Origin of the sequence: Bacteroides cellulosilyticus (genome assembly GCF_020091405.1) — a bacterium.
Classification (GTDB): Bacteria; Bacteroidota; Bacteroidia; order Bacteroidales; family Bacteroidaceae; genus Bacteroides.
The window spans coordinates 5,894,685-5,918,587 of sequence record NZ_CP081903.1; the positions used below are offsets into that span (position 1 = coordinate 5,894,685).

14 protein-coding genes are annotated in these 23,903 nt (G+C 41.3%); all 14 read right to left on the minus strand.

The genetic code is table 11. The features are described from left to right. Positions 1 to 14 precede the first annotated feature (14 nt). The 14 genes from K6V21_RS22820 to K6V21_RS22885 all read right to left on the minus strand — a co-directional run bounded on the left by K6V21_RS22820 (position 15) and on the right by K6V21_RS22885 (position 23,883). Positions 15 to 1,121 (minus strand): sulfotransferase family protein, encoded by a 1,107-nt coding sequence (locus tag K6V21_RS22820; protein WP_044264026.1) that lies wholly within the window; start codon positions 1,119 to 1,121, stop codon positions 15 to 17. A gap of 12 nt (positions 1,122 to 1,133) precedes the next feature. Continuing rightward, on the minus strand, positions 1,134 to 2,597 hold the full coding sequence (gene cysN, locus K6V21_RS22825; protein WP_224319988.1) for a sulfate adenylyltransferase subunit CysN: 1,464 nt from the start codon (positions 2,595 to 2,597) through the stop codon (positions 1,134 to 1,136). Between the two features lie 104 nt (positions 2,598 to 2,701). Beyond that, positions 2,702 to 3,610 carry a sulfate adenylyltransferase subunit CysD gene (gene cysD, locus K6V21_RS22830; protein ID WP_007214383.1) on the minus strand — a complete coding sequence of 303 codons (909 nt, stop codon included), beginning with the start codon at positions 3,608 to 3,610 and terminating at the stop codon, positions 2,702 to 2,704. A gap of 11 nt (positions 3,611 to 3,621) precedes the next feature. After that, entirely contained in the window at positions 3,622 to 4,227 is a 606-nt protein-coding gene (cysC, locus tag K6V21_RS22835; protein WP_044264033.1) for an adenylyl-sulfate kinase, read from the minus strand. A 10-nt stretch (positions 4,228 to 4,237) separates the two neighbouring features. After that, positions 4,238 to 5,791 (minus strand): SLC13 family permease, encoded by a 1,554-nt coding sequence (locus tag K6V21_RS22840; RefSeq protein ID WP_217716155.1) that lies wholly within the window; start codon positions 5,789 to 5,791, stop codon positions 4,238 to 4,240. Positions 5,792 to 5,812: 21 nt separating this feature from the next. Further along, entirely contained in the window at positions 5,813 to 6,631 is an 819-nt protein-coding gene (gene cysQ / locus K6V21_RS22845) for a 3'(2'),5'-bisphosphate nucleotidase CysQ (RefSeq protein ID WP_224319989.1), read from the minus strand. A 243-nt stretch (positions 6,632 to 6,874) separates the two neighbouring features. Next, on the minus strand, positions 6,875 to 8,434 hold the full coding sequence (locus K6V21_RS22850; RefSeq protein ID WP_217716154.1) for a Gfo/Idh/MocA family protein: 1,560 nt from the start codon (positions 8,432 to 8,434) through the stop codon (positions 6,875 to 6,877). A gap of 60 nt (positions 8,435 to 8,494) precedes the next feature. Then, complete coding sequence (locus K6V21_RS22855) at positions 8,495 to 11,863, minus strand: glycoside hydrolase family 2 TIM barrel-domain containing protein (RefSeq protein ID WP_408912626.1); 3,369 nt, start codon at positions 11,861 to 11,863, stop codon at positions 8,495 to 8,497. Between the two features lie 79 nt (positions 11,864 to 11,942). Then, positions 11,943 to 14,621 (minus strand): glycoside hydrolase family 2 TIM barrel-domain containing protein, encoded by a 2,679-nt coding sequence (locus tag K6V21_RS22860; protein ID WP_224319990.1) that lies wholly within the window; start codon positions 14,619 to 14,621, stop codon positions 11,943 to 11,945. Positions 14,622 to 14,638: 17 nt separating this feature from the next. After that, on the minus strand, positions 14,639 to 16,129 hold the full coding sequence (locus K6V21_RS22865; RefSeq protein WP_224322083.1) for a sulfatase family protein: 1,491 nt from the start codon (positions 16,127 to 16,129) through the stop codon (positions 14,639 to 14,641). 33 nt (positions 16,130 to 16,162) lie between these two features. After that, positions 16,163 to 17,389, minus strand: coding sequence for a glycoside hydrolase family 88 protein (locus K6V21_RS22870; protein ID WP_224319991.1), 1,227 nt, complete (start codon positions 17,387 to 17,389; stop codon positions 16,163 to 16,165). Between the two features lie 132 nt (positions 17,390 to 17,521). Beyond that, on the minus strand, positions 17,522 to 19,201 hold the full coding sequence (locus K6V21_RS22875) for a RagB/SusD family nutrient uptake outer membrane protein (RefSeq protein WP_224319992.1): 1,680 nt from the start codon (positions 19,199 to 19,201) through the stop codon (positions 17,522 to 17,524). A gap of 14 nt (positions 19,202 to 19,215) precedes the next feature. Continuing rightward, positions 19,216 to 21,990 (minus strand): SusC/RagA family TonB-linked outer membrane protein, encoded by a 2,775-nt coding sequence (locus K6V21_RS22880; RefSeq protein ID WP_224319993.1) that lies wholly within the window; start codon positions 21,988 to 21,990, stop codon positions 19,216 to 19,218. A gap of 30 nt (positions 21,991 to 22,020) precedes the next feature. Then, on the minus strand, positions 22,021 to 23,883 hold the full coding sequence (locus K6V21_RS22885; protein ID WP_224319994.1) for a RagB/SusD family nutrient uptake outer membrane protein: 1,863 nt from the start codon (positions 23,881 to 23,883) through the stop codon (positions 22,021 to 22,023). Positions 23,884 to 23,903: the final 20 nt, after the last annotated feature.

Below are 23,903 nucleotides of genomic sequence, written 5' to 3' on the forward strand. Positions count from 1 at the left end.
TAGCTTTTTTTTAATTAAAGTTCATATTTCCACTGCTCCAATGCAAAGTTCCAGTTATCCTGAACCAATTGCACGGTGCGATCATCATATCTATATTTATTCTTCTTATATCCCTTCTTTCCACCTACATACTTTTCTATATCATTGCGTGCTTCAGCAAACCCGGGAATAGACAAATCGCGATAAATCTGCTCAGTCATCCCCATAGCATCCGCTTCGAAGTCTTCGAACTTCACTTCCACCAGATTACCGGCAGGAATGCAAGATTTATCAGCCTCGTATTTATGATACAGTTTGGCATAAATAGAAAGAATATTCTTTTCAATTTCGTCATTACTGATGTCCTGCAACTTCAACGGCTGGATTGTATTCGTGAAGAAACTTCGGGTACTCTCGAACACCGTATAAGGATTACGCATCAGATAGATAAATTTAGCATTAGGGAACATTTTGACCAGCTCTTTCACACGTCCCGTATGGGGCGGATTCTTACTCAAGAACTGTGTTCCGTTAGTATTCCACAATGATATCTTAATCAATTTGGTAAATACTTCTTCAAAAACCTTCAGTTCCTTTTCCGTTATATCATCGAACAGCAAATATTTATCTGCATATTCCTGCTGATACTTTGGGAGGAACCAAAAGTTATAATAGGTATAAGGCATCATATTGGCAAGTGCAAACTCTTCTTCCTGTGGCAGATCTACAGCAAGTTCCATGTTATCTGTAGGACGCTTATCAGGCATCAGCCAGCTCATGTTCTTCTTGAAGAAAGGCTGTCCCCACATCATCAGATGCGGAAATACAGTTTGGTAAGTAGTATTATAGCCAAAATGCTTGTCGCATGAGAAGACATTATGCACAAAGGTCGTTCCGCTGCGCCAATGGCCAAGAATGAATACCGGATCATGCTCTAGCGGTTGGGATGCCAACCGTTTCTCATAACGTCCGTTCTGTAAAGGAGCCAGTGTAGAAAGCAGACGACATACCGCCTTAGTCAAACGGTATTTGCCTTTGTATGCCGCATCAATTTCCCGTCCTTTCGTAATGGCATTAAATGTTTTCCAATCGGCTCCCACCAAAGTATTTATAGGGAGTTTGTTAAATTCCAGTAAACCCATAATTATGGTACATTATTTGATTATTTTCACTTCAATACCTTGGCGCTTCAGATCTTTCACCGCTTTTTCTATAGCTTCATAGTGTTCGGGAGCAATTTCTAACTTCGGTAAGTTCAAAACCGGAAGATCTTCAGAAAGATGCATATCCTTATCCTCTACCCTATCGATAATCATACCGACAGCACTGGTATTATTGGTAATCGGATCAATCAGAATGAATGCACCTGTTGCCTTATTTTTTTGATAAGGATCAAAGAATAATTCCTTGGCAGTAGTAAGAACAACACGGGCTATCTGATTTAACTGCATAGGCAGATCATCAGGCATCAATTGTCCATTATCAACGGACAACTGATCCATCGTATTAACATCTACTTTATATTTAATGCTACTGATACGTGAACGACTCAAATTAGTAGTCTGCTTGATGAAGAAGGATTTATTGAGATCCATCGGCTCTTCATCCATCCACACCAGCATGGCCTCAAAATTGCGATCTACAACTGGTAAATTATCAGGATGTACCAACATCTCTCCTCTCGATACGTCAATCTCATCTTCCAGCGTTAAAGTTACAGATTGAGGCGGAAAAGCATAATCCAGTTCACCGTCATACGCAACAATGCTCTTAACACGTGATTTTTTGCCTGAAGGTAACGCTATCACTTCATCCCCTTTACGCACTATCCCTGATGCAACTTTACCGCAAAAACCACGGAAATCAAGATTAGGGCGCAATACATACTGTACCGGGAAACGGAAGTCCGACAGGTTATGATCGTTATCAATATGGACAGTCTCCAAGAAATCGAGCAAAGAAATACCATTGTACCATGGAGTGCGTTCAGACCTCTCCACTACATTATCGCCATCCAAAGCGGAGAGCGGAATACAAGTCACATCAGGAATACCCAATGGTGCAATAAACTGTTTATACTCTTTAACGATTTCATTAAAGCGCTCCTCAGAGAAGTCTACCAAGTCCATTTTATTAACAGCCAGCACCACATGCTTAATGCCCAACAAAGACACCAGAAAAGAATGACGACGCGTCTGTGTAATGACACCGGTACGGGCATCTACAAGAATGATAGCCAGATTAGCCGTTGAACCGCCGGTAATCATATTACGCGTATATTGCTCGTGTCCCGGAGTATCAGCAATGATGAATTTACGATTATTAGTAGAGAAATATCGATATGCCACATCAATCGTAATACCTTGTTCACGTTCTGCTTTCAGACCATCTAGCAGCAATGCGTAATCAATGTGATCACCAGCATTTCCCATACGTTTACTATCACGTTCCAATGCATCTAACTGGTCTTCATACAATTTCTTGCTATCAAACAACAAACGCCCGATCAGCGTAGATTTTCCATCATCCACCGAACCGGCAGTCAGAAAGCGGAGTAAGTCTTTCTGTTCGTCTTTATCCAGAAACTCCTTGATATTTAGTTTAGAGTTATTCTCCATCACTTTTTACTTTTTAATTGTCACCTTTATCTTCTTAAACCTAAGCATTAAAGTTCTAAAGGTCAGGTTTAAAATTCCAATCCTCAGGTTTTAATTTTTAATTCTTAAAAGTATCCCTCACGCTTTTTCTGCTCCATACTGGCATCCTGATCAAAATCGATTACACGGGTGGTACGCTCACTCTTGGTGGTAGTCATCATCTCCTCTACAATTGTCTCAATCGTATCCGCATTGCTCTCTACCGCACCAGTCAACGGCCAACAGCCCAATGTACGGAAACGTACCATTTTCATCTTTATCTGATCACGATATTTTTCAGGCAGGCGGTCATCATCTGCCATAATCAAATTACCATCAATTTCTACGCACGGACGCTCCTTGGCATAATACAACGGAACAATAGGAATATTTTCCAAACGAATGTATTGCCAGATATCCAGCTCCGTCCAGTTACTCAACGGGAACACACGAATGCTCTCTCCCTTATGCACACGGGCATTGTAGATATCCCACAATTCCGGACGTTGGTTCTTCGGGTCCCATTGGTGGAACTTATCACGAAAAGAAAAAATACGTTCTTTCGCACGTGATTTCTCTTCGTCACGACGAGCACCCCCAAAAGCTGCGTCAAATTTATATTTATCCAGAGCACTCAGAAGAGCCTTAGTTTTCATCAAGTCTGTGTGTACTTTACTTCCATGAGTAAACGGTCCTACACCTGCATGAAAAGCTTCCATATTACTTTCTACGATCAGATTCCAGCCATGCTTTTTGGCATACTCATCGCGGAATTGAATCATTTCCTTAAATTTCCACTTCGAATCGATATGCATCAACGGGAAGGGTACTTTACCCGGATAAAAGGCTTTTTCGGCAAGGCGAACCATTACCGAAGAGTCTTTTCCAATACTATAAAGCATCACCGGATTTTCAAATTCCGCTGCCACTTCACGGATGATATGAATAGACTCTGCTTCGAGTTCTTTCAGATGGCTCAATTTATATTCTTCCATTTTTTATATAATCACTTTTTAATCTGTATTTTCGGTAAAATGAGGTCGAGCAGTTGGTTGACTGACTCTTCCAGGCTGAGTTTTGAGGTATCTAACGTCAATGCCGGATGAAGAGGTGCTTCAAACGGAGCGGAAATCCCCGTAAAATTTTTAATCTCTCCCCGGCGTGCCTTTGCGTACAGCCCCTTTACATCCCTACGCTCACACTCAGCCAAAGGGGTACTGACATACACTTCATAGAAGTCCTCCTGCCCGATGATATTAGCCGCCATTTCTCGGATATCATTGTTAGGACTGATAAAAGCAGCAATAGTTATAATGCCTGAATCAATAAAAAGTTTGGAAACTTCTGCAATACGGCGGATATTTTCTACACGATCAGCTTCACTAAAGCCCAAATTATTATTGATGCCGCTACGGATATTATCCCCGTCCAGAATACGGCAAAGTAAACCTCGCTTATGCAATTCGCGCTCCAAAGCAATAGCTATCGTACTTTTACCGGAACCGCTCAATCCGGTAAACCATATCATCACACTATGCTGACCGAGAAGTTCTTCTTTATCCTCTCTCGACAACATCCTATCAAAAATCGGATATATATTATTGTCTGTCATAATCTAATTATTAAAAGGGCCAAATTAATGGAATAAGGAATATGGATATCAAGAAAGCTATAATATTCAGCGGCAATCCGATACGGACAAAATCAGTGAACTTATAGTTTCCAATACCTTGCACAATCAAATTTGTCTGATAACCGATAGGTGTAGAGAAACTGGCAGAGGCAGCCATACAGATCACTACAAAGAAAGGCATAGGGCTGACACCCATCTGCGAAGAAATGGAGAGCGCTAAAGGGAAAGCTAATGCAGCAGCGGCATTATTGGTTATCAATTCGGTAAACAAGTTCGTAATGATAAATACAGCTGCCAGCAACACCTGAGGACCGTAATGTTCAGTCATACCAATGATATAACTTGCCACTACATCTGCCACACCGGAATTAACCATTGCTTTACTGATGGCAAAAGCACACGCAATTGTTATCAGGATATCCCATGAAATGTATTTAGTGTACTTACGGGCCGGAAAAATTTTAGTCCACGCCATAATGATAGTAGTCACAGAAACAAAGAAAAACATATCCAGCTTGATATTCGGAAATGCTTCTTTCACAACCGGCAGTTCGCCTACTGTAGCACCGGTAATCATCAATATCAGCAAAAGAAGGGCAAACCAACGTTTCCCCTTTCCGGGAACCGGTTCGTTATCTTTGCCATTCGCCAACAAAACGAATACGGAAGATTCTCCCCAAGTTTTAACAAAAGAATCATCCGCCATCACCACTAAAGTATCACCCTCACGCAAAACCTCATTATCCAGATTCGCAGTAATACTTTGTCCGCTCCGCTTTATTTCCTTAACAGCTGCTCCATAGTGACGCTGAAAATTAAACTCTCCCAACTTCTTGTTAATACCAGGAAAACGAGGACCAAGTACAGCCTCAACCCGATGCAAACCAACATCTTCTTCCGGTTCGTCATCTTGCTTCACAGCATCCGTACGAACATCCGGCAAGAGTTTAGAAGAAAATAGAAATAAATAAATAATTCCTGCTATAGCTATGAAAATACCCACTTTGCCTAATTCAAACATAGTAAATCCTTCATAACCTGCCTCTAATATCATGCCGTGTACTACCAGGTTAGTAGAAGTTCCGATAAGAGTACATATACCCCCCAAAATAGTCACATAAGAAAGAGGTATCAAAAACTTGGTAGCAGGTAATTTTACCGACTCTGCCCAACGCTTGATTATCGGAGCAAATATTACAACAACAGGAGTATTATTAAGAAAGGCAGAAATAAAAGAGATAGTGGGAAGCATACGAAATTGGGCTTTAAACACAGTCGTCTTGCCCTGAGGAAGCAACTTTTTGATAACCTGTCCCAATGCTCCGGACTGACGAATACCCTCACTGACCAAAAATAGCATAGCTACGGTAATCATTCCTTTATTACTAAAACCTTCCAGCATCTCTTTGGGTGTCAGGATGCCGGCACATAAGAACAAAACTACAACGGAAAATAGCACCATGCCGGGGCGCATTTTATCCAATGCCAATGCCACCACCATGCCCAAAAGTGCCAATAGCACAAATATTATCTCAAATGTCATACATTATACTGTATCTTGTTACTATTTCATTTGCTTAGGTTCCACCACAAACCACGGATTCAGTAAATTCTCTTTATTGTAACAAAGCGGCTCTTCTTTTCCAGCCTGATAAACTTCCAATCCGGCAGCACGTGCAATAGCATGTCCTGCTGCCGTATCCCATTCCATGGTAGGTGCAAAACGAGGATATACATCTGCCTTTCCTTCGGCTACAAGGCAGATTTTAATGGAACTACCACTAGATATAAGTTCTACTTCCGAGTGTTGGCGCTTCATTTCTTCGATATAAGCCTCCGTCTCCGGAGTTAGATGCGAACGGGAAGCCACGATTACAAATTTACCTCTTTCGATAACAGAAGGCAGACGGGTAGCGGATGCAATCAATTCATCCAGTGAAGCATTTCCGCGAGAAGTTACATTGGAGAGTTTGTATGCCCCAATGCTTTCTTCTGCAAAATAAAGTTCCTGTTTCACAGGAAGATAAATAACTCCCATTACGGGTGCTGAATGATTAACCCATGCGATATTTACAGTAAACTCTCCATTTCGTTTAATAAACTCCTTGGTACCGTCCAGAGGGTCTACAATCCACAAAGCATCCCATCCACAGCGTTCTGCATAGGGTAAATGTTTCCCTTCTTCACTCAGAATGGGAAAAGGAGTATCGCACAGAAAACCGGTAATCGTTTCATGTGCCTTGCGATCCGCAATGGTTAAAGGGGAGTTATCCGCTTTTTTTTCTATTTCAAAGTCCGATGCCGGGTCATTATAGATGGAAAGAATGTCTGCACCGGCTTGCAGAGCAGCATCTATTGCGCTTAATATATATTTTTGTTCCATATATGGTATCTATACTTACACATAGTGTGCAAAATTAAAAACTTTTTCATCCTCAAAAGTTTCCGAGCTTCGTTTTATAACTTCTTTTAAACTACCTAATACATTTATAAGCACTTTTCACAATCAATAAATCGAAAAAGGAACTCCAAACGTTGAAGTTCCTTTTTCGATTCAAAAACAGCTTCTTCTCCAGACTGTTTTTATTTTAGATTTGCGCTACTTTTACCTAATCTCTACTTACATCTACTTTTTATTTTCCATAGCTTCGCCCGCCCATTCTACGGCACCTTTTTCTTTCAGCTTTGCCGTGATTTTTTTGGCTTTCTCCATGGCAACACTTTCATCTTCAGGGGAAGCATAAGCATGCTTATACCCCTTCACTTTATTCCATTCGCCACGGGTAAAGTCCGGGAAAGCAACGGCTGCACAATTGTTGTCCATAGACAATTCGCCTAACTCGGCCAGACAACACCATTCTGCCAAATCATAGACATCCATATCTAAAGGAAGTCCATTTTGCAGGCAATACACCAAACGGCTATCCATAATAAAGTCCATGCCACCATGACCACCAACCTCTTTTGCCATTTCACCATATTTCTTCAGGATGGGATGCTGATATTTCTGCACTAGAGCTTCCATATCTTTTTTAGGCATAAAACTATGGGAATTCAAGTTATCTACCTCAGGTGCAACTCCCGACGCATTCAATTGTTTTGCATCCAATGCATAACCTTCTATCGGATATTTATTTGCGAACCCCTTGGTACCGGTCAACTGATATAGACGGTTATAGGGTTGCGGAGTCATCACATCATGTTGTATCTCAATCACCTTTCCATTCTCCGTACGAATCAACGTAGTTGTATGGTCACCGTTACGGAAATTCTCACAAGGCTGTCCCGTTCTTTCTTCTACCAACGACTTACCTACTACCGATTTGGTGTCCATAGCAACGAGTGTCTTCATACGGTCACCACGATGTATATCCAACGCTTGCGCTACAGGGCCAAGACCATGAGTGGCATATACATCTCCTCGATGCTTCATATTATATTCCAAACGCCAACCCAGTTTGTCATCTTCACCATTCTTCCAGTAATGATCCCAAAAAGGTTCCAGATTATGAATATAAGCTCCCTGGGCACGAACGACCTCACCAAACACACCCTGTTGCGCCATATTCAGAGTATTCATTTCAAACCAGTCATAACAGCAGTTCTCAAGAATCATACAATGTTTGCGAGTCTTCTCGCTCATATTTACCAATGCCCAACACTCTTTCAAGTCCATAGCAGAAGGAACTTCGATGGCAACATTTTTATTATTCTCCATCGCACACATAGCGACAGGGAAATGATGCAGCCAATCTGTAGCGATATACACCAGATCTATATCATCCCGTTTACACAATTCTTCGTATCCTTTCTCACCTGAATATATAGCGGCTTTAGGCATAGAAGCTCTCTGTAGATACTTCTGACATTTCTCTGCCCGTTCCTTTTCATAGTCACATAAAGCAACGATTTCTACACCCGGAATATACGTAAAACGTTCTACGGCTCCGGGACCACGCATTCCCAAACCTACAAATCCCACACGAACCACTTCCATTTTAGGTATGGTCAGCCCTATTACACTTGTTTGTCCGGCCGGACGCTCGGGAGTTTCTACAACAATAGTTCCCTTGTCCCAACTCCATTTTGTCCCTTTGTCTGAAACTTGTTGTTCAGACGATGTTTTAGCTGTGCACGCAACCAGCGCAATACATGCGCTCAGCAATAAAAATTTAAATTTCTTCATACATAAATTATTATTGTATTCCCTTAATAAGAGGAATATGTTATTCATAACATTACAAAATTAATAATTATAACGTAGTGACTTGTCTACATCACCCTTTGCCCTCACTGGTACAAATGTAAATCCCCATTCGTAATTTTGATTGGCAGGTATCGTATATCCAGGCTGCACTTTTGCTCCCCAACTGTCATAGCCAGCTACTCCTTGTTGCCTCATATCTACACAAACCTCCACAAAATCCCGAGGAACAATATCATTAATATGAGTCATTTTCCGTATCAGATTTCTGGCTTCATCCACATTATGCTGATTAATTTCCTCCGGAGAACGATTCCTCCATTGATATGGACGCGATGATTCTTCCGAATCAAAATCCTCCACCGTATTTCTCAAAGCATTAAAGCCTATAGTCTGTTTAGCCTGAACCAATAGGCCCCGACCATTTTTATCAGTCAAAGCTACCCAGCGTGTATCCGTACGATGACCGTTTTCTTGTGGACGAACATAATCTACATACATGAAATCAGCAGTAGTCTTGTAACGTCCTACCATACTTCCCGCATTACGATCAATGTAATTTTCTTCGGGACCACGCCCAAAGTATTCTACTACATTCATATTTTGCGGTATACGGAAACGCACACCAATACGAGGTACTTCGAGCTGATCTTTATTCTCTTTCTTTTTACCGGGAGTATAAGTGGCAAGATGAGTATCTTCCTGAACTTCAGTTCGTATAGCTTCCTGATCAGTTGCAGTAAATTTCACATTCACATTTATTATTCCATCCGGATATATTCTATAATCCATCAAGTATTGGTTGCCAGCCGGTAAATTATATACTACACTCAGAACTGCATTTTGTCCTTCCATACTTATGGAAGCATTACTAATATTAAAATTACGACTTGAAGTTTTCCAAATCAACAAACGTTTCGGATTTGTATTCCCATAATCATTATCATTAGGTGCCCGCCAGAAGTTGGGTTGTACTCCAAATCCACGGTCAAAATACTCAGTTCCATCCACTTTATATGAAGTAACCAGACCTGAATCACGATTAAACTCAAAATAAACCTTAGATGAAGAAACAATCAGATTATTTCCTTCTTCTTTAAAGCTCAAGGCAGGTCCCGCAGCTTTATGTGCCGCTTTATCAACTGTTACCGGAAGTCTGAATTGTTCATATGCTATTTCGTGTCCAACCGATATCAGGGGTTCCGGCTGAATAGTGACTACACTGAAATGCACAAAATACTCTACTCCAGCTTTTCCCTGCACATTCTTCACCGGAATAGTAAATTCCTTTTCTGCCTGAGGAGCGACATCCAATAATAACTTCCCTTTTTTCAGCACCATACCATTAGCACGTAATTCATATTGGATGGTATACTTTCTCAAATTAGTAAAATAAAATCGGTTGAACACTCGATACTTACCGGAAGTTGCATCAACAACACTAAACATCACATTCTGATGCACATATTTCACTTCCGCCATGGCAGGATGCGGTTTGCGGTCAGGACCGACAAGTCCATTACAGCAGAAATTACCATCACTCGGCATATTTACACCATAATCGCCCCCATACGTCCAATACTTACGTCCATTCTCATCTGTTCTTAATAATCCCTGATCTACCCAGTCCCATATATATCCACCTTGAAGATTAGGATATTTATAAATCTCTTTCCATTGATCCCACAGATTACCATTTGAATTTCCCATTGCATGAGAATACTCCGACGGAACCACCGGCCGGTCAGACCCAGTTTCACCAATATACCTCAGCCATTCTGCGCTGGGATATTGGGGTACATACATATCCGTATTCCATTCCCACTGTGCACGTTCATAGTTCACAGGCCTATCCATGAGTTCCTTATCCTGTCCTTTTATCCATAAATATGTCTGATAGAAATTGTAGCCATTACCAGCCTCATTTCCCAAAGACCAGAATGTAACAGAAGGATAGTTCTTGTTCCGTTCATACATATTTGCAGTACGATACATGTGTGGCTTCAACCATTCCGGATTATTGCCCAATGATCCACCTTTGCGCAAATCGTAATACATTCCATGTGACTCAATATTGGCTTCATCGTATACATAGAGCCCGTACTCATCACACAACTCATAAAACCGACGGTCTTGCGGATAATGACAAAGACGAACCGTGTTCAAATTATTACGTTTCATCAATTCAAAATCCTTGCGCATCAGTTCTTCCGTTACATAATGCCCCGTTTCTTCATTATGCTCATGAATATTGACACCTTTCAACTTCAAAGGCTGACCATTAATAAGTAACACAACATACGGTTTCCCTTTTTTAGCTATTTGATCAATCGCCTTGATTTCAATACGCCGGAAACCGACATTGAAAGGAATAATCTCCGTCACTTCACTTCCTTCTTTCAACGTAATCAACAATTTATAGAGATTAGGAGCTTCAGAAGTCCAGGTTTTTACTCCGGGCAAACTTGCATTAAAGGCAACCGTTTGAGTTTCTGCGCTCTTTACCTTACAATCACTTACGCCATTGACTACAACCCTACCGGAAACTTTATCTATCAATTCATAAAGCACTTGCATCTTTTTACCGGCAAGAGCATGATTACGAACATCAACGGCCAACTTGAAAATGCCATCAGTATAGCTGTCGTCCAATGTAGAGATCACCCTGAAGTCTTTTACAGCTACTTTGGGCTGAGAATAGAGAAACACATCACGCTCAATTCCGCTCAGACGCCAGAAATCCTGACACTCCAGATAGGAGCCCGTACTCCAGCGAAAAATCTTCAAGACCAATGTATTCTTACCATTCCGGAGATATTTATTTATCAAAAACTCCGCAGGATTTTTAGAATCTTCATTATAGCCTACTTCATTTCCATTCAGATACACATAAACTCCGGATTTAGCGCCCGCAATATGCAAATAGATATCTCGTGACATCCAGTCTTCCGGCACAGTTATTTCCCGACGATAAATACCTACGGGTATATCTTCCGGCAATTGTGGCGGTTGCGGATTAAGCGCTTTGAATTCATATCCATGATTCGTATAAATAGGTGTACCGTATCCTTGTGCTTCCCAATTACCCGGAACCTGAATATCACTCCAACCACTCATATCGGCTACAGTCTGAACAGCATCTCCCGGCAAATTATGATGCGAGTCCGAGTAATAGAACTTCCATGTTCCATTCAGCAATTTATAGTATTTACTATTCTCATATTCCCCACTTAGTGCAGACTGACGGCTATCATACGTCATAAAAGCCGTGCGTGGCTCTTCCCTGTTCACCGAAACAGTTTGTATGTCCTGCCAATACGGAGTTTTAATCGTTTTCACTTCACCTGCCATTACCGTAAATAAAGCACCTAACAGACATACTGCAACTAAACTTATTATATTTTTTTTCATACTATCAGATTATTAAATTTCATCGCATACAAGGTGAACACATTTCAGATATGTTTCAAACGTGTCCCAAATATAGATATTATTTTTTTTCTCCAAAACTTTCCTGTTGTAATTCTACTTCACGCAATTCATATTTAGAAATCCTTCTTTTCAATCGTAAAATTTCCTCTTTCATTGAATTAAGTTCCAGATCGTCTGTCCCGTGAATTTCAACTTTTTTTTCGGCACTGCTCCGAATCTCAACCGGATTATAAATAAAGCGCATCACAGGCTTCACAGACTTATATTCAAACTCACAAGGAGCAATAGCATGTACTCCTTCTCCCAATACTTCTGCCCGGATATTTATCTTTCCTGCATTTGTTGTCGCACGAATCAAGACAGGGGCACTTCCCCAATGGGCCGGTACAGGATTGCATGCAATATCGCAATCCCCCAACAATGTAGCCTCACCCGTAACCGTAAAACGTACAGAAGTATTATTCAGTCTCTTTACCGTACCTTCCTCATCTACAATCTCCGCTATTAACGTAACAACATCTGAACCATCAGCACGCAAAGGCAAACCGTCATCATCTACACGAAGGCGCAGGCTCACTGGCCGCCATGAAGGATACTTTTTATTGGTTGCCACAATCTTACCGTTTACCAGCCCTTCTGCCAATATATATGCTTCTTTTCGTTTTCCGGAACGGGCCAAAACCTTCAATTCCATAAAATGAAAAGCATCTTTGAAAGTAATAATAGGAGAAGGCATTTTGCACTTATCGGTAGAACGTTGGTAAACGTATTTTTTACCATTCTCAAAAACAGTCAAATGCACTTCTTCACAATTAGAATAAACTGTAACGTCTTCGGGTGAGAAAGGTGTCATCTCATTCGCTACATAGACCATAGGCCCACTCTCTGCCGGAAGTTTGTCCGATTTGCCAAAAGGTCTCTGTGCCATAAACATATAATAAGACATTTTGGGCTGGCGAAAAGCATCCATTATTCCACCATAGAACGGTTGAGGGTGATATCCGCGTTGATGATCAAAGGCATGCCACAAAGTTCCACCTACATGTGCAAGTTGCGAAGCGTAGAGTGTCTCCAGGCACGTATAAGGATAAGTGGGAGAAGCATAGTGTACAGCTTGTTGTAACATAGGACTTTCTCCCCACGAACGATGTACCCTACTGTTTGAATTATGGGAATTCCAATCATCTACATTATCCCCGAACTCCCGAGTAAAGTACATGATTTCTTCTTTCAATGTACCGGCATTATAAACCGATTTCTTGCCACCGGACACAGATGTAGGATGAGTGTAAATCACAGGAAAATAATCACTTCCCGGTGATCCCGGATCACAGGCAGAAAGAGCTTGTTCATACGGGTATTCTTCATCGACAGTTTTCTTCGCATTATGAGCATATTCCTTAGGAAAATGTGTTTCATTCAAAACCGGTTCCCACATAAAAGTAGAAGGATGATTACGATCACGACGAACCAGACCACGAATATCAGAGTAGGCTCTTTTTGAAAAAACCGGTTCATCATTCCAGAATTGCCATCCGGCAACAGCCAATATCGTTAAAATACCGAATTCGTCACAGGCATCCAGAAAAGCAGGATCATGAGGGTAATGAATACAGCGCACAACACGAATTCCTGCATCACGCAGTTTTTTCGCATCGCGCCAATGTAAAGAATTGGGCAGTGCGTTACCGATAATAGCAAAATCCTGATGACGATTAACTCCTATCAGCTTATCCCGATAAGGTTTATTATTCAAGTACAGACCATCTCTCCCTCTGTATTCTATTTTACGAATTCCTACTTTCTGTAACATTCCATCAATGAGGATACCATTCCCATCTACCAATTTAATCTCTAACTGATGCAAAATAGGAGAATCAGGTGTCCAAAGCTCCGGACACTCCACATACAGATTCACATCATAATAATTTGCCCTGTCCTTTCGTAGCGAGAGATTTTTTACTCCTCTGCTAATCTCTTTGCCTGAGATATCCCGCAACGTCAGCATAAGTTTTCCTTTAAACAAACCTGACGACTCATTATGCAAATGAATTTTCACACCTATTTCAGCTTTATCTTCCGAAACAAAAGGGTAATGGATAAAAACACCGCCCCCTGCAATTTCATCTTCATAATTAGCATCCGTAATATGTACTTGATTATGAGCTATCAAGAAACAATCCCTATAAATTCCTCCAAAATAAGTAAAGTCCAAAGCTTGCTGGGGTTTACCAGGCAGAAATGAGGGATCATCACTATTATCCGCACAAATAGCCAATGTATTAGTCGTCTCAAAATTCAATCCTTCCGTTACATCTACGATGGCTGGCAAATAACCATTATAATGTTTTCTAAGTAACTTTCCGTTAAGCCAGATCCGTGACTTACCCATTATACCTTCAAAGTGCAGATAAACTATCTTATTTTTTAGATTATCAGGTACAGAAAAGGTTTTCCGATACCATGCCTCTCCTTGATAATTAATATTACCACTTGCCTCTTCAGGAAGTAGTTCGATTCCATGTGGTATACTCACAATATCCCATAAAGAGTCATCAAAATCTCTTTGCCATGCATCCGGACAACTTCCTTTATGAAATCTCCATCCTACGTTCATGTTATATACTTCACGCCCACTACCGGCGAGCTCATAAAAACCTGCCGTAGAAAAATGCGATTCACCAGCCTGCAAGCCTGAAGCGAAAATCACCAATAAAAAAAACACAATAGTACACATCAGTCTATTATTTCGGGTTACTTACTCTTTTCCAACTCTAAAATCCTCTGAAAAGCCTTTATCTTCTCCGGGTACCTACCAGCTAAATTATTTTTTTCTCCGATATCCTTCTTCAAAAAGTACAGTTGATCTTGCGGAGCATTACCTAATTCCGTATTTGTGAGTTTTTCATAGGCTTTTTTATCACTTGGCGATATATACTTCCACTCACCATCAGATACGGCCAAGCTACCAGCTTGTTCTACCACATAATCACGACCTTTTTTATCTTTCCCATACCATGTGGATAATTGCTCCCGACTATCTTTCTTCTGATCACATGTAAGAGATACTCCTAAAAGTTCAGACATGCTTGCTAAGAAATCAACTTGTGAAACTAAAGCTTTTGAAACTCCTTCCTTTACCTTACCCGGATAACTGACAATAAATGGTATGCGTGTTCCAGCTTCAAAACTACTATATTTACCTCCTCGATACGCTCCCCAAGGACGGTGTTTACCCAACAATTCTACTGCCTGATCCTGATAACCATCATCAACAACAGGCCCGTTATCGCTAGTCAATACAATTAATGTATTCTCCCGCAATCCTAACCGTTCAAGGGTTTCCATTACCTGACCGACAGTCCAGTCAAACTCTATAAGTGCATCTCCCCGGGCCCCCATTCCACTCTTACCCGCAAAACGTGGATGCGGAACACGAGGTACATGCACATCATTAGTAGCAAAATATAAAAAGAAAGGATGTTCCTTATTACGTTCTATAAACGCTAATCCGTGAGCAACAATACTATCATTTATATTTTCATCTTTCCACAAAGCCTTCTTCCCTCCTTTCATATAGCCGATACGTGAAATTCCATTAACAATAGCCTGATCGTGCCCATGATCAGGACTTGGTTTCATCAAAGTCAGCAGTTCTGGGTGAGTCTTGCCTAATGGTTCACCATGAAAAGGTGTTTTGTAACTTACATAAATCGGATCCTCCGAATCCAAATCCACAACACTTCCATTTTCTACCCAGACACAAGGTACCCGATCTCCCGTAGCAGCCATAATATATGAATAATCAAAACCAATATCTTTCAGTCCGGGAGTTATCAATTCATTCCAATCCTGTTCACCGGTTTTATCCCCCATACCTAAATGCCATTTACCTACAGCACCGGTAACATACCCCGCCCCTTTAAACAGGTCGGCCACCGTGTATTGTTCCGGTCGGATAATCATTCCTGCATCTCCGGGTGCCACTCCGGTATCCGTCCGCCTCCAAGCGTAATGCCCAGTCAGAAAAGAATAACGTGAAGGAGTACTTGTTGCAGCCACAGAATGCGCATCAATAAAACGTACACCTTGATTAGCCAACTTTTCCACATTAGGCGTATGTATGGCTTTCTCACCATAACAACTCAAATCACCATAGCCGATATCATCAGCCATAATAACAATGACATTGGGCTTTTTTATTTGTTGCGCAAATAACGTGACAGGTAAAAAGACACAAGTCATCCCGGAAAATATAGTTTTGGTATATTTCATAGCTTACTTTTTTTGCTTACTATTATATCTCAATAATGCTTCCAGATAATAATAATCTGCATATATTAAAGGAACATCTATCTCACTTCCATGAGGTATACTTCCTACACTATGCATCAGAATAAAATTACAGTTTGTTCCCGTTTCCGCCAGATAAGCCGGAGAAGAAAGACTCTTCAATATATGTTCAGCCGCCTGACCATACTTTTCCCCATCAGCCGCATAATCTGCCAACTCTAAAAAAGCTGAAGCAGCTATCGCTGCTGCCGAAGCGTCACGTGGTACTTCTTTAAACATCTGCGGATCATAATTCCAATCAGGAACATATCCTTCCTGTCCGGCATTAAAATCCCAATAGGGTACCCCGTCTTCCGGAAGATTAGAATGATTCAGCCAAAAGTCGGCTGTATGTACCGCCATATCCAGAAAATCCTTTCTCTTTGTCTCACGATAGGCCATCGTATAGCCGTAAATAGCCCAAGCTTGTCCACGCGCCCAGGCTGAGTTATCCGAAAAACCCTGACAAGTAGCTTTATGAAGCACCTTTCCGGTATCTTCATCATAATTCACTACGTGATAATTACTGTAGTCTGCACGGAACTGATTCCTCGCAGTAGTTTCAGCATGTGTATTAGCAATCTTTGCATAGATAGAATCTCCTGTTACTTTCGTAGCAAAATACAAAAGTTCCAGATTCATCATATTATCAATGATTACAGGATAGAACCATTCATCTATTCCGTTCCACGCTTTCCGGTAATTCCACGACTCTATACAACCCGTTTTTTGGTTAAAACGAGTACACAGTGAACGGGCAGACTCTACGAGAATATCTTTATAGGTTTCATTGCCAGTCAGACGATAGGCATTACCAAAACTACAGTACATCAGAAAACCGATATCATGGTGATTGGTCAGCTTCTTCAACGGTTCGAGAGCTTCCGTCCATTTTATTGCAGCCTCTTTCCAGTTTTCATTACGATTATGTTCATATACATACCACAGGCATCCCGGATAGAATCCTTCGGTCCAATCATTCTTTTTCGTAGTTTTCAATTTCCCGTCTTTTATGGTACGCGGATACTCAGTAGGTTCCGGTATCGCTTTCAATTGAGCGGAAAGTTGCTGTTCCGCTCGTTCAAAGCCACGAGACACAATATTTTCCTCATTCTTTGTGCCACACGAGCAAAAAACAAGCAAACATAATATCCAAAGTTTATTTATTTTCATCCTTAATTCCTCTTACCTAAAATAATGATTATTTATTCAATGTATATACTCCATAGCGGCTCATTAGCAGAAAGGCCGCTCTAGCTTTTTAATGTAGCGACGGCCTTTCTTTGTTAATATGTACCGCATCTGCTATTTCCAGCCCGGATTCTGCTTCAATTTGTCATTCTTGAAAAGTTCCGTATTAGCAATCGGATAGAAGTATAACTTATCATCAACCGAACGTGTATCCAACAATTGTCTTGCATAATCTACACCTGCTTCTCCCTTGGTTATCTTCACTCCATAAATATCTTTTGAGGCATCCAGTTCTTTCCAGCGACGGAGATCCCAAAAGCGATGTCCTTCAAAGGCAAGTTCAACTCTACGTTCATTCTTCAGACGTTTCAGAAAATCTGCCGGCGATAAAGTTTCAGACAATGCAGGCATCTTTACTCCATCTCTGCCACGCACTAGATTTACAGCCTGCAATGCAGACATACCACATTTTTCATTCGTAAATGTAATGTCATCATAGGCATTGACCATAGCCTCTGCATAGTTCAACAAGACTTCCGCATATCTGAACAATATCCAGTTGTGATGAGCCTTTGTAGTGGGTGCACCCGCTTCGAAGCTTACACTGCTATTAACATATTTACGCAAGTAATACCCTGTTGTCGTAGCATTAGTCAATGGTAATCCATTGCTTCCTCCTTCCCATATTTCCACTTCTTTATCCGCAGGCCACTTCATACTATTATGTACAATAGTCAGATAAAAGCGAGGATCTCTCTGAGCATAAGGATTCTCACGCATAGCTTCATTATTCCAGTCAAAAGGTTCACCGTTATTCATTTCAAACGCGCTTGCCAGATTGTCTGTCGGACAAGTAGATGTCTTTCCGCCTGTCACTCCCATAGGGAAATTAGAAGCTTCGAAACCATTATTTTCTCCGTTAGGACGGGCCCAAATGACCTCTTGACTTTTATTATTCTGCGCTCCGAACAGATTTGCAAAATTCTTATCCAAAGTATATCCCAAAGCAGACTGATTACCTATAATTTCATAAGCGGCTTCTGCAGCGGTAGTCCATTTACTCTTATCGTTATCCGGATTGAACAAAGGACTTGCAGCATATAATGTGGCACGAGCTTTCAACGCCAAGGCAACTCCCTTTGTCACACGTCCTGTCTCCTGTTCTTTTCCGAAGTTCGTATAACTCGCCGGAAGCAGTTTGGCCATTTCCGTACATTCGGAAATTATGAAATCCAAAACTACATCGGCTGATACAGGTTCTGCATTATTCGCCTCTTCTTTAGTAACAACTTTTGTTATTAACGGGATGTTCCTATAACGTTTCACCAACTCAAAATAGAAGAATGCACGCAAGAAACGAATTTCATATTCATAATTCGGATATTCCTTCATCCAGTCTTCATATTCGTCTCCATACTTCCAGTCTTCAAAAGTTAGTCCCACCATATTTTCCAAATAGAAATTAGCATCATGAATTCCTGAATAATAGTTGGAAAATTTGTCGTCAATCGTAGCATTAGCAGACCAGGTTCCATTTACAAATCTCTGTACCTTTGATGTTCGGTAAACATGTACGGCATCATCTGTTGCCGCATCCTGCATCGCTCCGTCAATACTACAGAAGTCCTGAGGCAAATAACTATAGACATTCGTTACAAATTGCTTAACACGTGCATAACTTCCCTGAATTTGCTCTTTTGAATAATAATCCGACTCATTGCAGTCCATGAAATCGCAGGCAGCAAATAAAAACAGTGACAGAAATATTATTATATATTTATTTATAGATTTCATATTGTTCTACTTTTTTAGAAAGATAAATTAAATCCAAATGCATATTGAGTCATAGTAGGATGCGATGCACCGATAGCCTCCGGATCGCGGATATCAATTCCATCAATACAGAACAAATCATGCGCACGGGCAAAAATTTTCGCTCCACCTAGAAAACCGGTCCTCTTCAACAGTTTTTCCGGAAGTTTATAGTACATTTCCAATGTTCTCAGCTTCAAGAAAGAGGCATCAGCTACCCACAATGAATTATTGTTATAGTTATTATCCGATCCTGAATAAGTAAGGCGCGGAAGGGTACCATTCGGGTTTGTCTCGCTCCAGCGGTTCTCATAATAATAAGTAGAAATCGTATTGTTACCTACTATAGGACGATAAATACTTCTTGTATCCAACATTTTGCTGTAATTACCTGTGCCTTGAAACAGAGCATACACACCCAACCCTTTATATTCTGCTCCCAAATCGAACGAATAATAAATTTCGGGACATGTAGAGTTATACCCTAACGCTACCTGGTCATAATCATCTATCCGGTTATCACCGTTCTGATCCTTAAACATCAGATCTCCAGGGCGCACATCGCCCAGATATTGTTTGACTTCACGATTATCAATCTCTTCCTGTGATTGATAAATCCCCACCACTTCATAACCAAAAAGCTGATTTAAAGAACCTCCTGTACGCTTCAGATAATCATAAGGACGATATTCTTCATTTTGTTCTATAATCTTGTTGCGTACAAACGAGAACTGCCCGCCTACGTGGTAAGTGAAATTCGAAATCTTATCATCCCAGTTCAAAGCTATTTCAACACCTTTATTGTCAACAACCCCGTCATTGGCTTTCGGCACTGACATACCTAATACACCAGAAACCGCATTACTGCCACTAACAAGAATGTCCGTACGATGATCATAAAAAGCATCAATAGCCAATGATAATTTATTCCAGGCTTTGAAATCAACTCCGACATTCAGTTTATGAGACTTTTCGTATGTCAGTCCCTCAACTCCCAATTGAGTCAGTTTCATGCCGCTCATAGAGGTTGGAGTATTCTTAAAGAAGTATGAACCTCCGCCACCGTAAATATCTTGAAATAGGTTTACGTCATAATCAGCACGTCCGGAAATACCATACGAAGCTCTTAATTTCAGGAAGTTCAGCCAGTCGTTCTTCAGAAAACTTTCTTCCGACAGAATCCAGCCGGCACCAATAGCCGGGAATATTCCCCAACGATCATCGGGATTAAGTATGCTGGATGCAGAACCGGACAATGACAAATCCAACAAATAGCGATTATTATATGCGTAATGTGCCTGACCTATTACATCCATAAAGGCGCGTCCCGTATTACGTCCTTTTGACTTTATCTTATCCATGGAGTACATGAAAGTAGCATTCAAATCATGCTTGCCCCACTGTCTGGTAAGGTTGGCATAAGCCTCAAAGTTGAAGTGAGTGATAACGGAACCTACACTTTTTGAATAAGAGAGCGTACCTTCATTGGCATGAGTTTTAAATTCTTTCTCTCCCGTCTCCAAATTTAAAACAGCCGATTCGTAACCGAAATTCTTCGTATTGCTATCCCAATAGGCAGCAGTGTTATCCAATGCAACTTTAATACCACCGGTCAATCCCGGCAACAGAGCCGCCAAGTCCTGTTTCAAGTGTATATCAGCAAACAAGGCACGAGTCTGAGAACGTGCGTATCCCTTACCTGAAATATTAGCGACCGGATTATTTCCATAAGTCGTAGTACCTCCCCAAATTCCCCTTTCTGTCTTAATGGGAAATGCACCGGCAGGGACTTGATATATGGCCGTAAAGATATCACCAACCCCTGTTCCCGGACGATTATGTTCAGAGAAGTTACCCAACAAATTCAATTGTACAGTCGTAGTAGGTGAGGCCGTAATATCTAAGTTTGTACGAACATTCAGCTTAGAATACTTAAGTTGAGTGGAGTAACCATCATTATCTCCTGTAGGCTGCAAAATACCACGGTTGTCCAGAAAGTTCAACATCGTATAGTAGCTTACAAACTTACCGCCACCACGTGCCGAAAAAGTTATATTATCCCCATAGCTGGCTCCTCGCAACGTCTCGTCCACCCAATCTACATTAGGATAAAACAACGGATTGGTCTGATTTTTAAAAGCATCCAGTTCTGCCGCCGAATAACGCGGCATTGAACCATCATTCTTCATTGCCTCATTCAACGCTGACGCATAAGTATATCCATCCACAAAATCGGGTAAACGCTTCGGAATAGCCATATTAAACTCATAAGAGAAATTGATCTGAGGAGAGGTCAGACTACCCCGTTTCGTCTTAACTAAAATCACACCGTTGGCACCACGGATACCGTATAAACTGGTAGCTACCGCATCCTTCAATACGCTGACCGATTCTATTTCTTCCGAACTCAGTTCCTTAAGAGAGCGTTCGAAACCATCGACCAATACAAGTGGACTCTTAGAATTTAAAGTCCCCATACCACGCACATACATGGTAGCTCCGTCTTCCCAAACCGCACCGGTATTCTGCAACACCTGTAACCCCGGTAGCATACCGAACAATTGATTCGTGGCATTAATGCTATTCTTATGCGAAAGCTTATCGCTGGTAGCCGTAGAAACGGCACCGGTAACCTCTCTTGCATCATGAGCAATATTGCGGCCATAGTCTATAACCACTTTATCCTTATGAATCGTCAATGTGTCTACTTGTGCCATCAGGTTGAATGAGCACAGTACACTTGCCAATATGATATTTATCTTTTTATTCATACTTTTGTTTATCTATGTTTTTCAGATGTATTATTCCCAACCGGGATTTTGTATCAATCCATATCCTTTATTGATTTCATTCTGCGGGAAAGCACTCAGATACCATTTCTCCGAGAATCCACCGGGATTCCACCAGGCACGGCTTTGTTCTCCTCCCAGAAGCGGAAACTCTTCACAAATATAGCTACCGTCATTCTTATTCTTATAGATATTCAATCCATGCAGAGGAGAAGAAAAATTATCCTTCATTTTCCAGCGGATTAAGTCGAAAAAGCGTACCTCTTCATAGCCAAATTCGCAAGCACGCTCACGAAGGAGCTCTTTTCTAAATTCTTCCTGACTCAATCCTTTCTTCAATCCTTTCATACCGACACGTGCACGTACCTTATCGACATAACGATAAGCCTGGTCATTCGGCCCGTTATTGTACTCATTCAAAGCTTCCGCATAACTCAAGTAAATTTCCGCAATACGCAGATGAGGCCACTGAATGACATGACCGTTATACTCGCCCGCACGGTCCAGCCCCCATTTCCTGCAAGATAATCCCGTTAATAGAGATTTGGCTGTTACTTGACCTTTATTCCAATCTTTCCCAGCCGGATAATTCTCCTTATCGTCCGGTTTTTCCTTTGTTACGCCAGCCACTCTGTTTTGAAAGAGGTCTCCATCCAGAATGAATGTTTCACTGAGACGAGGATCTCTGTTGACGAACGGGTTCTTTGTATGTTCCGGATTATTCCAATCAAAATTCTCTCCATCGGCAGTCGGGAACATATCAAAATATTCCTTTGTAGGACAGATTGCTCCCCAACGAATAGACTGATTGGTATAGGGTTGCTGATTAGCTTTATAGTAGTTCTCTCTGCGGACTGATATTAAAGTTTCGGTAGTACCACGATCAAAATAAGCGGCACGGAAAGCATAACGATAGTCACTGGGATTAACATCTTCTTTTTCGACCAGTTTGTAAAAACCATTACTGTCAACAGCTTTAAAGAAAGCCTCGCAGGCATCCATTGCATGTTTCCAACGCTCACGGTCATAGTTTCCGAACCAAGTCATCATCGCATCGGAAGCAGCCCCCTGATAGTAAGGTTGATCATTATTAAACAGCGGACTAGCCACAAAAAGCAATACCCTTGCTTTCAGCCCCATTGCACCGGCTTTGGTCAGACGCCCATCCCAATTAGACATCTCCGCTTCTGATATATGCCAAGGGAACTCCGGACAATCAATAGCTTCATTCAACAATCTTACGATAAAATCGACCGTCTGCTGCAAAGTAGCCCGGCCAGGCATCTCAGCTTCAGGCGAGATCACCTTATCCACAATAGGCAAACCTCCATAATGGCGTAGCATGTGTGCATAATAAACCGCTACCATAGTTTTAGCTTCCGCTTTCAGGCGTTCTTTCTCTGCCTGATCCATATCAGGCACTCTGTCGATATTGGCTACAATTAACCAGGCATTACGGATAGCCGACCACATGTGGGTTTCATTGTCATTAAAACGAGCTTTAGTAGCCATATACGTCCCTCTCGGTGAGTTTTCCGTACCGGCATTATAGTTACCGGCATAATAGACTTTATTAACCCCTGAGTATCCCAGATAATCCTGATTCAAATCTGTCAGTCCTTCAATATTTCCCAACCACATCGTATTCCAATAACTATTCGACGTTTCCAGTCCCATCGGTAAATATCGATAACTGTACCACAAAACCCTGCGGGCATACTCAGCAGTAGAAAAGACCGTGTCGATTGTGACATCCGTGCTGGGGGGCTTTTGCAGGAATTTATCTCCGAAAGCCAAATCCTCGCATGCGTTGGTGGAAATCAGCAATCCCAGCAGCAACACAATAGCATGAAAATGTTTCTTTATATTTTTCATATCATTTCTTTTATTTAAGC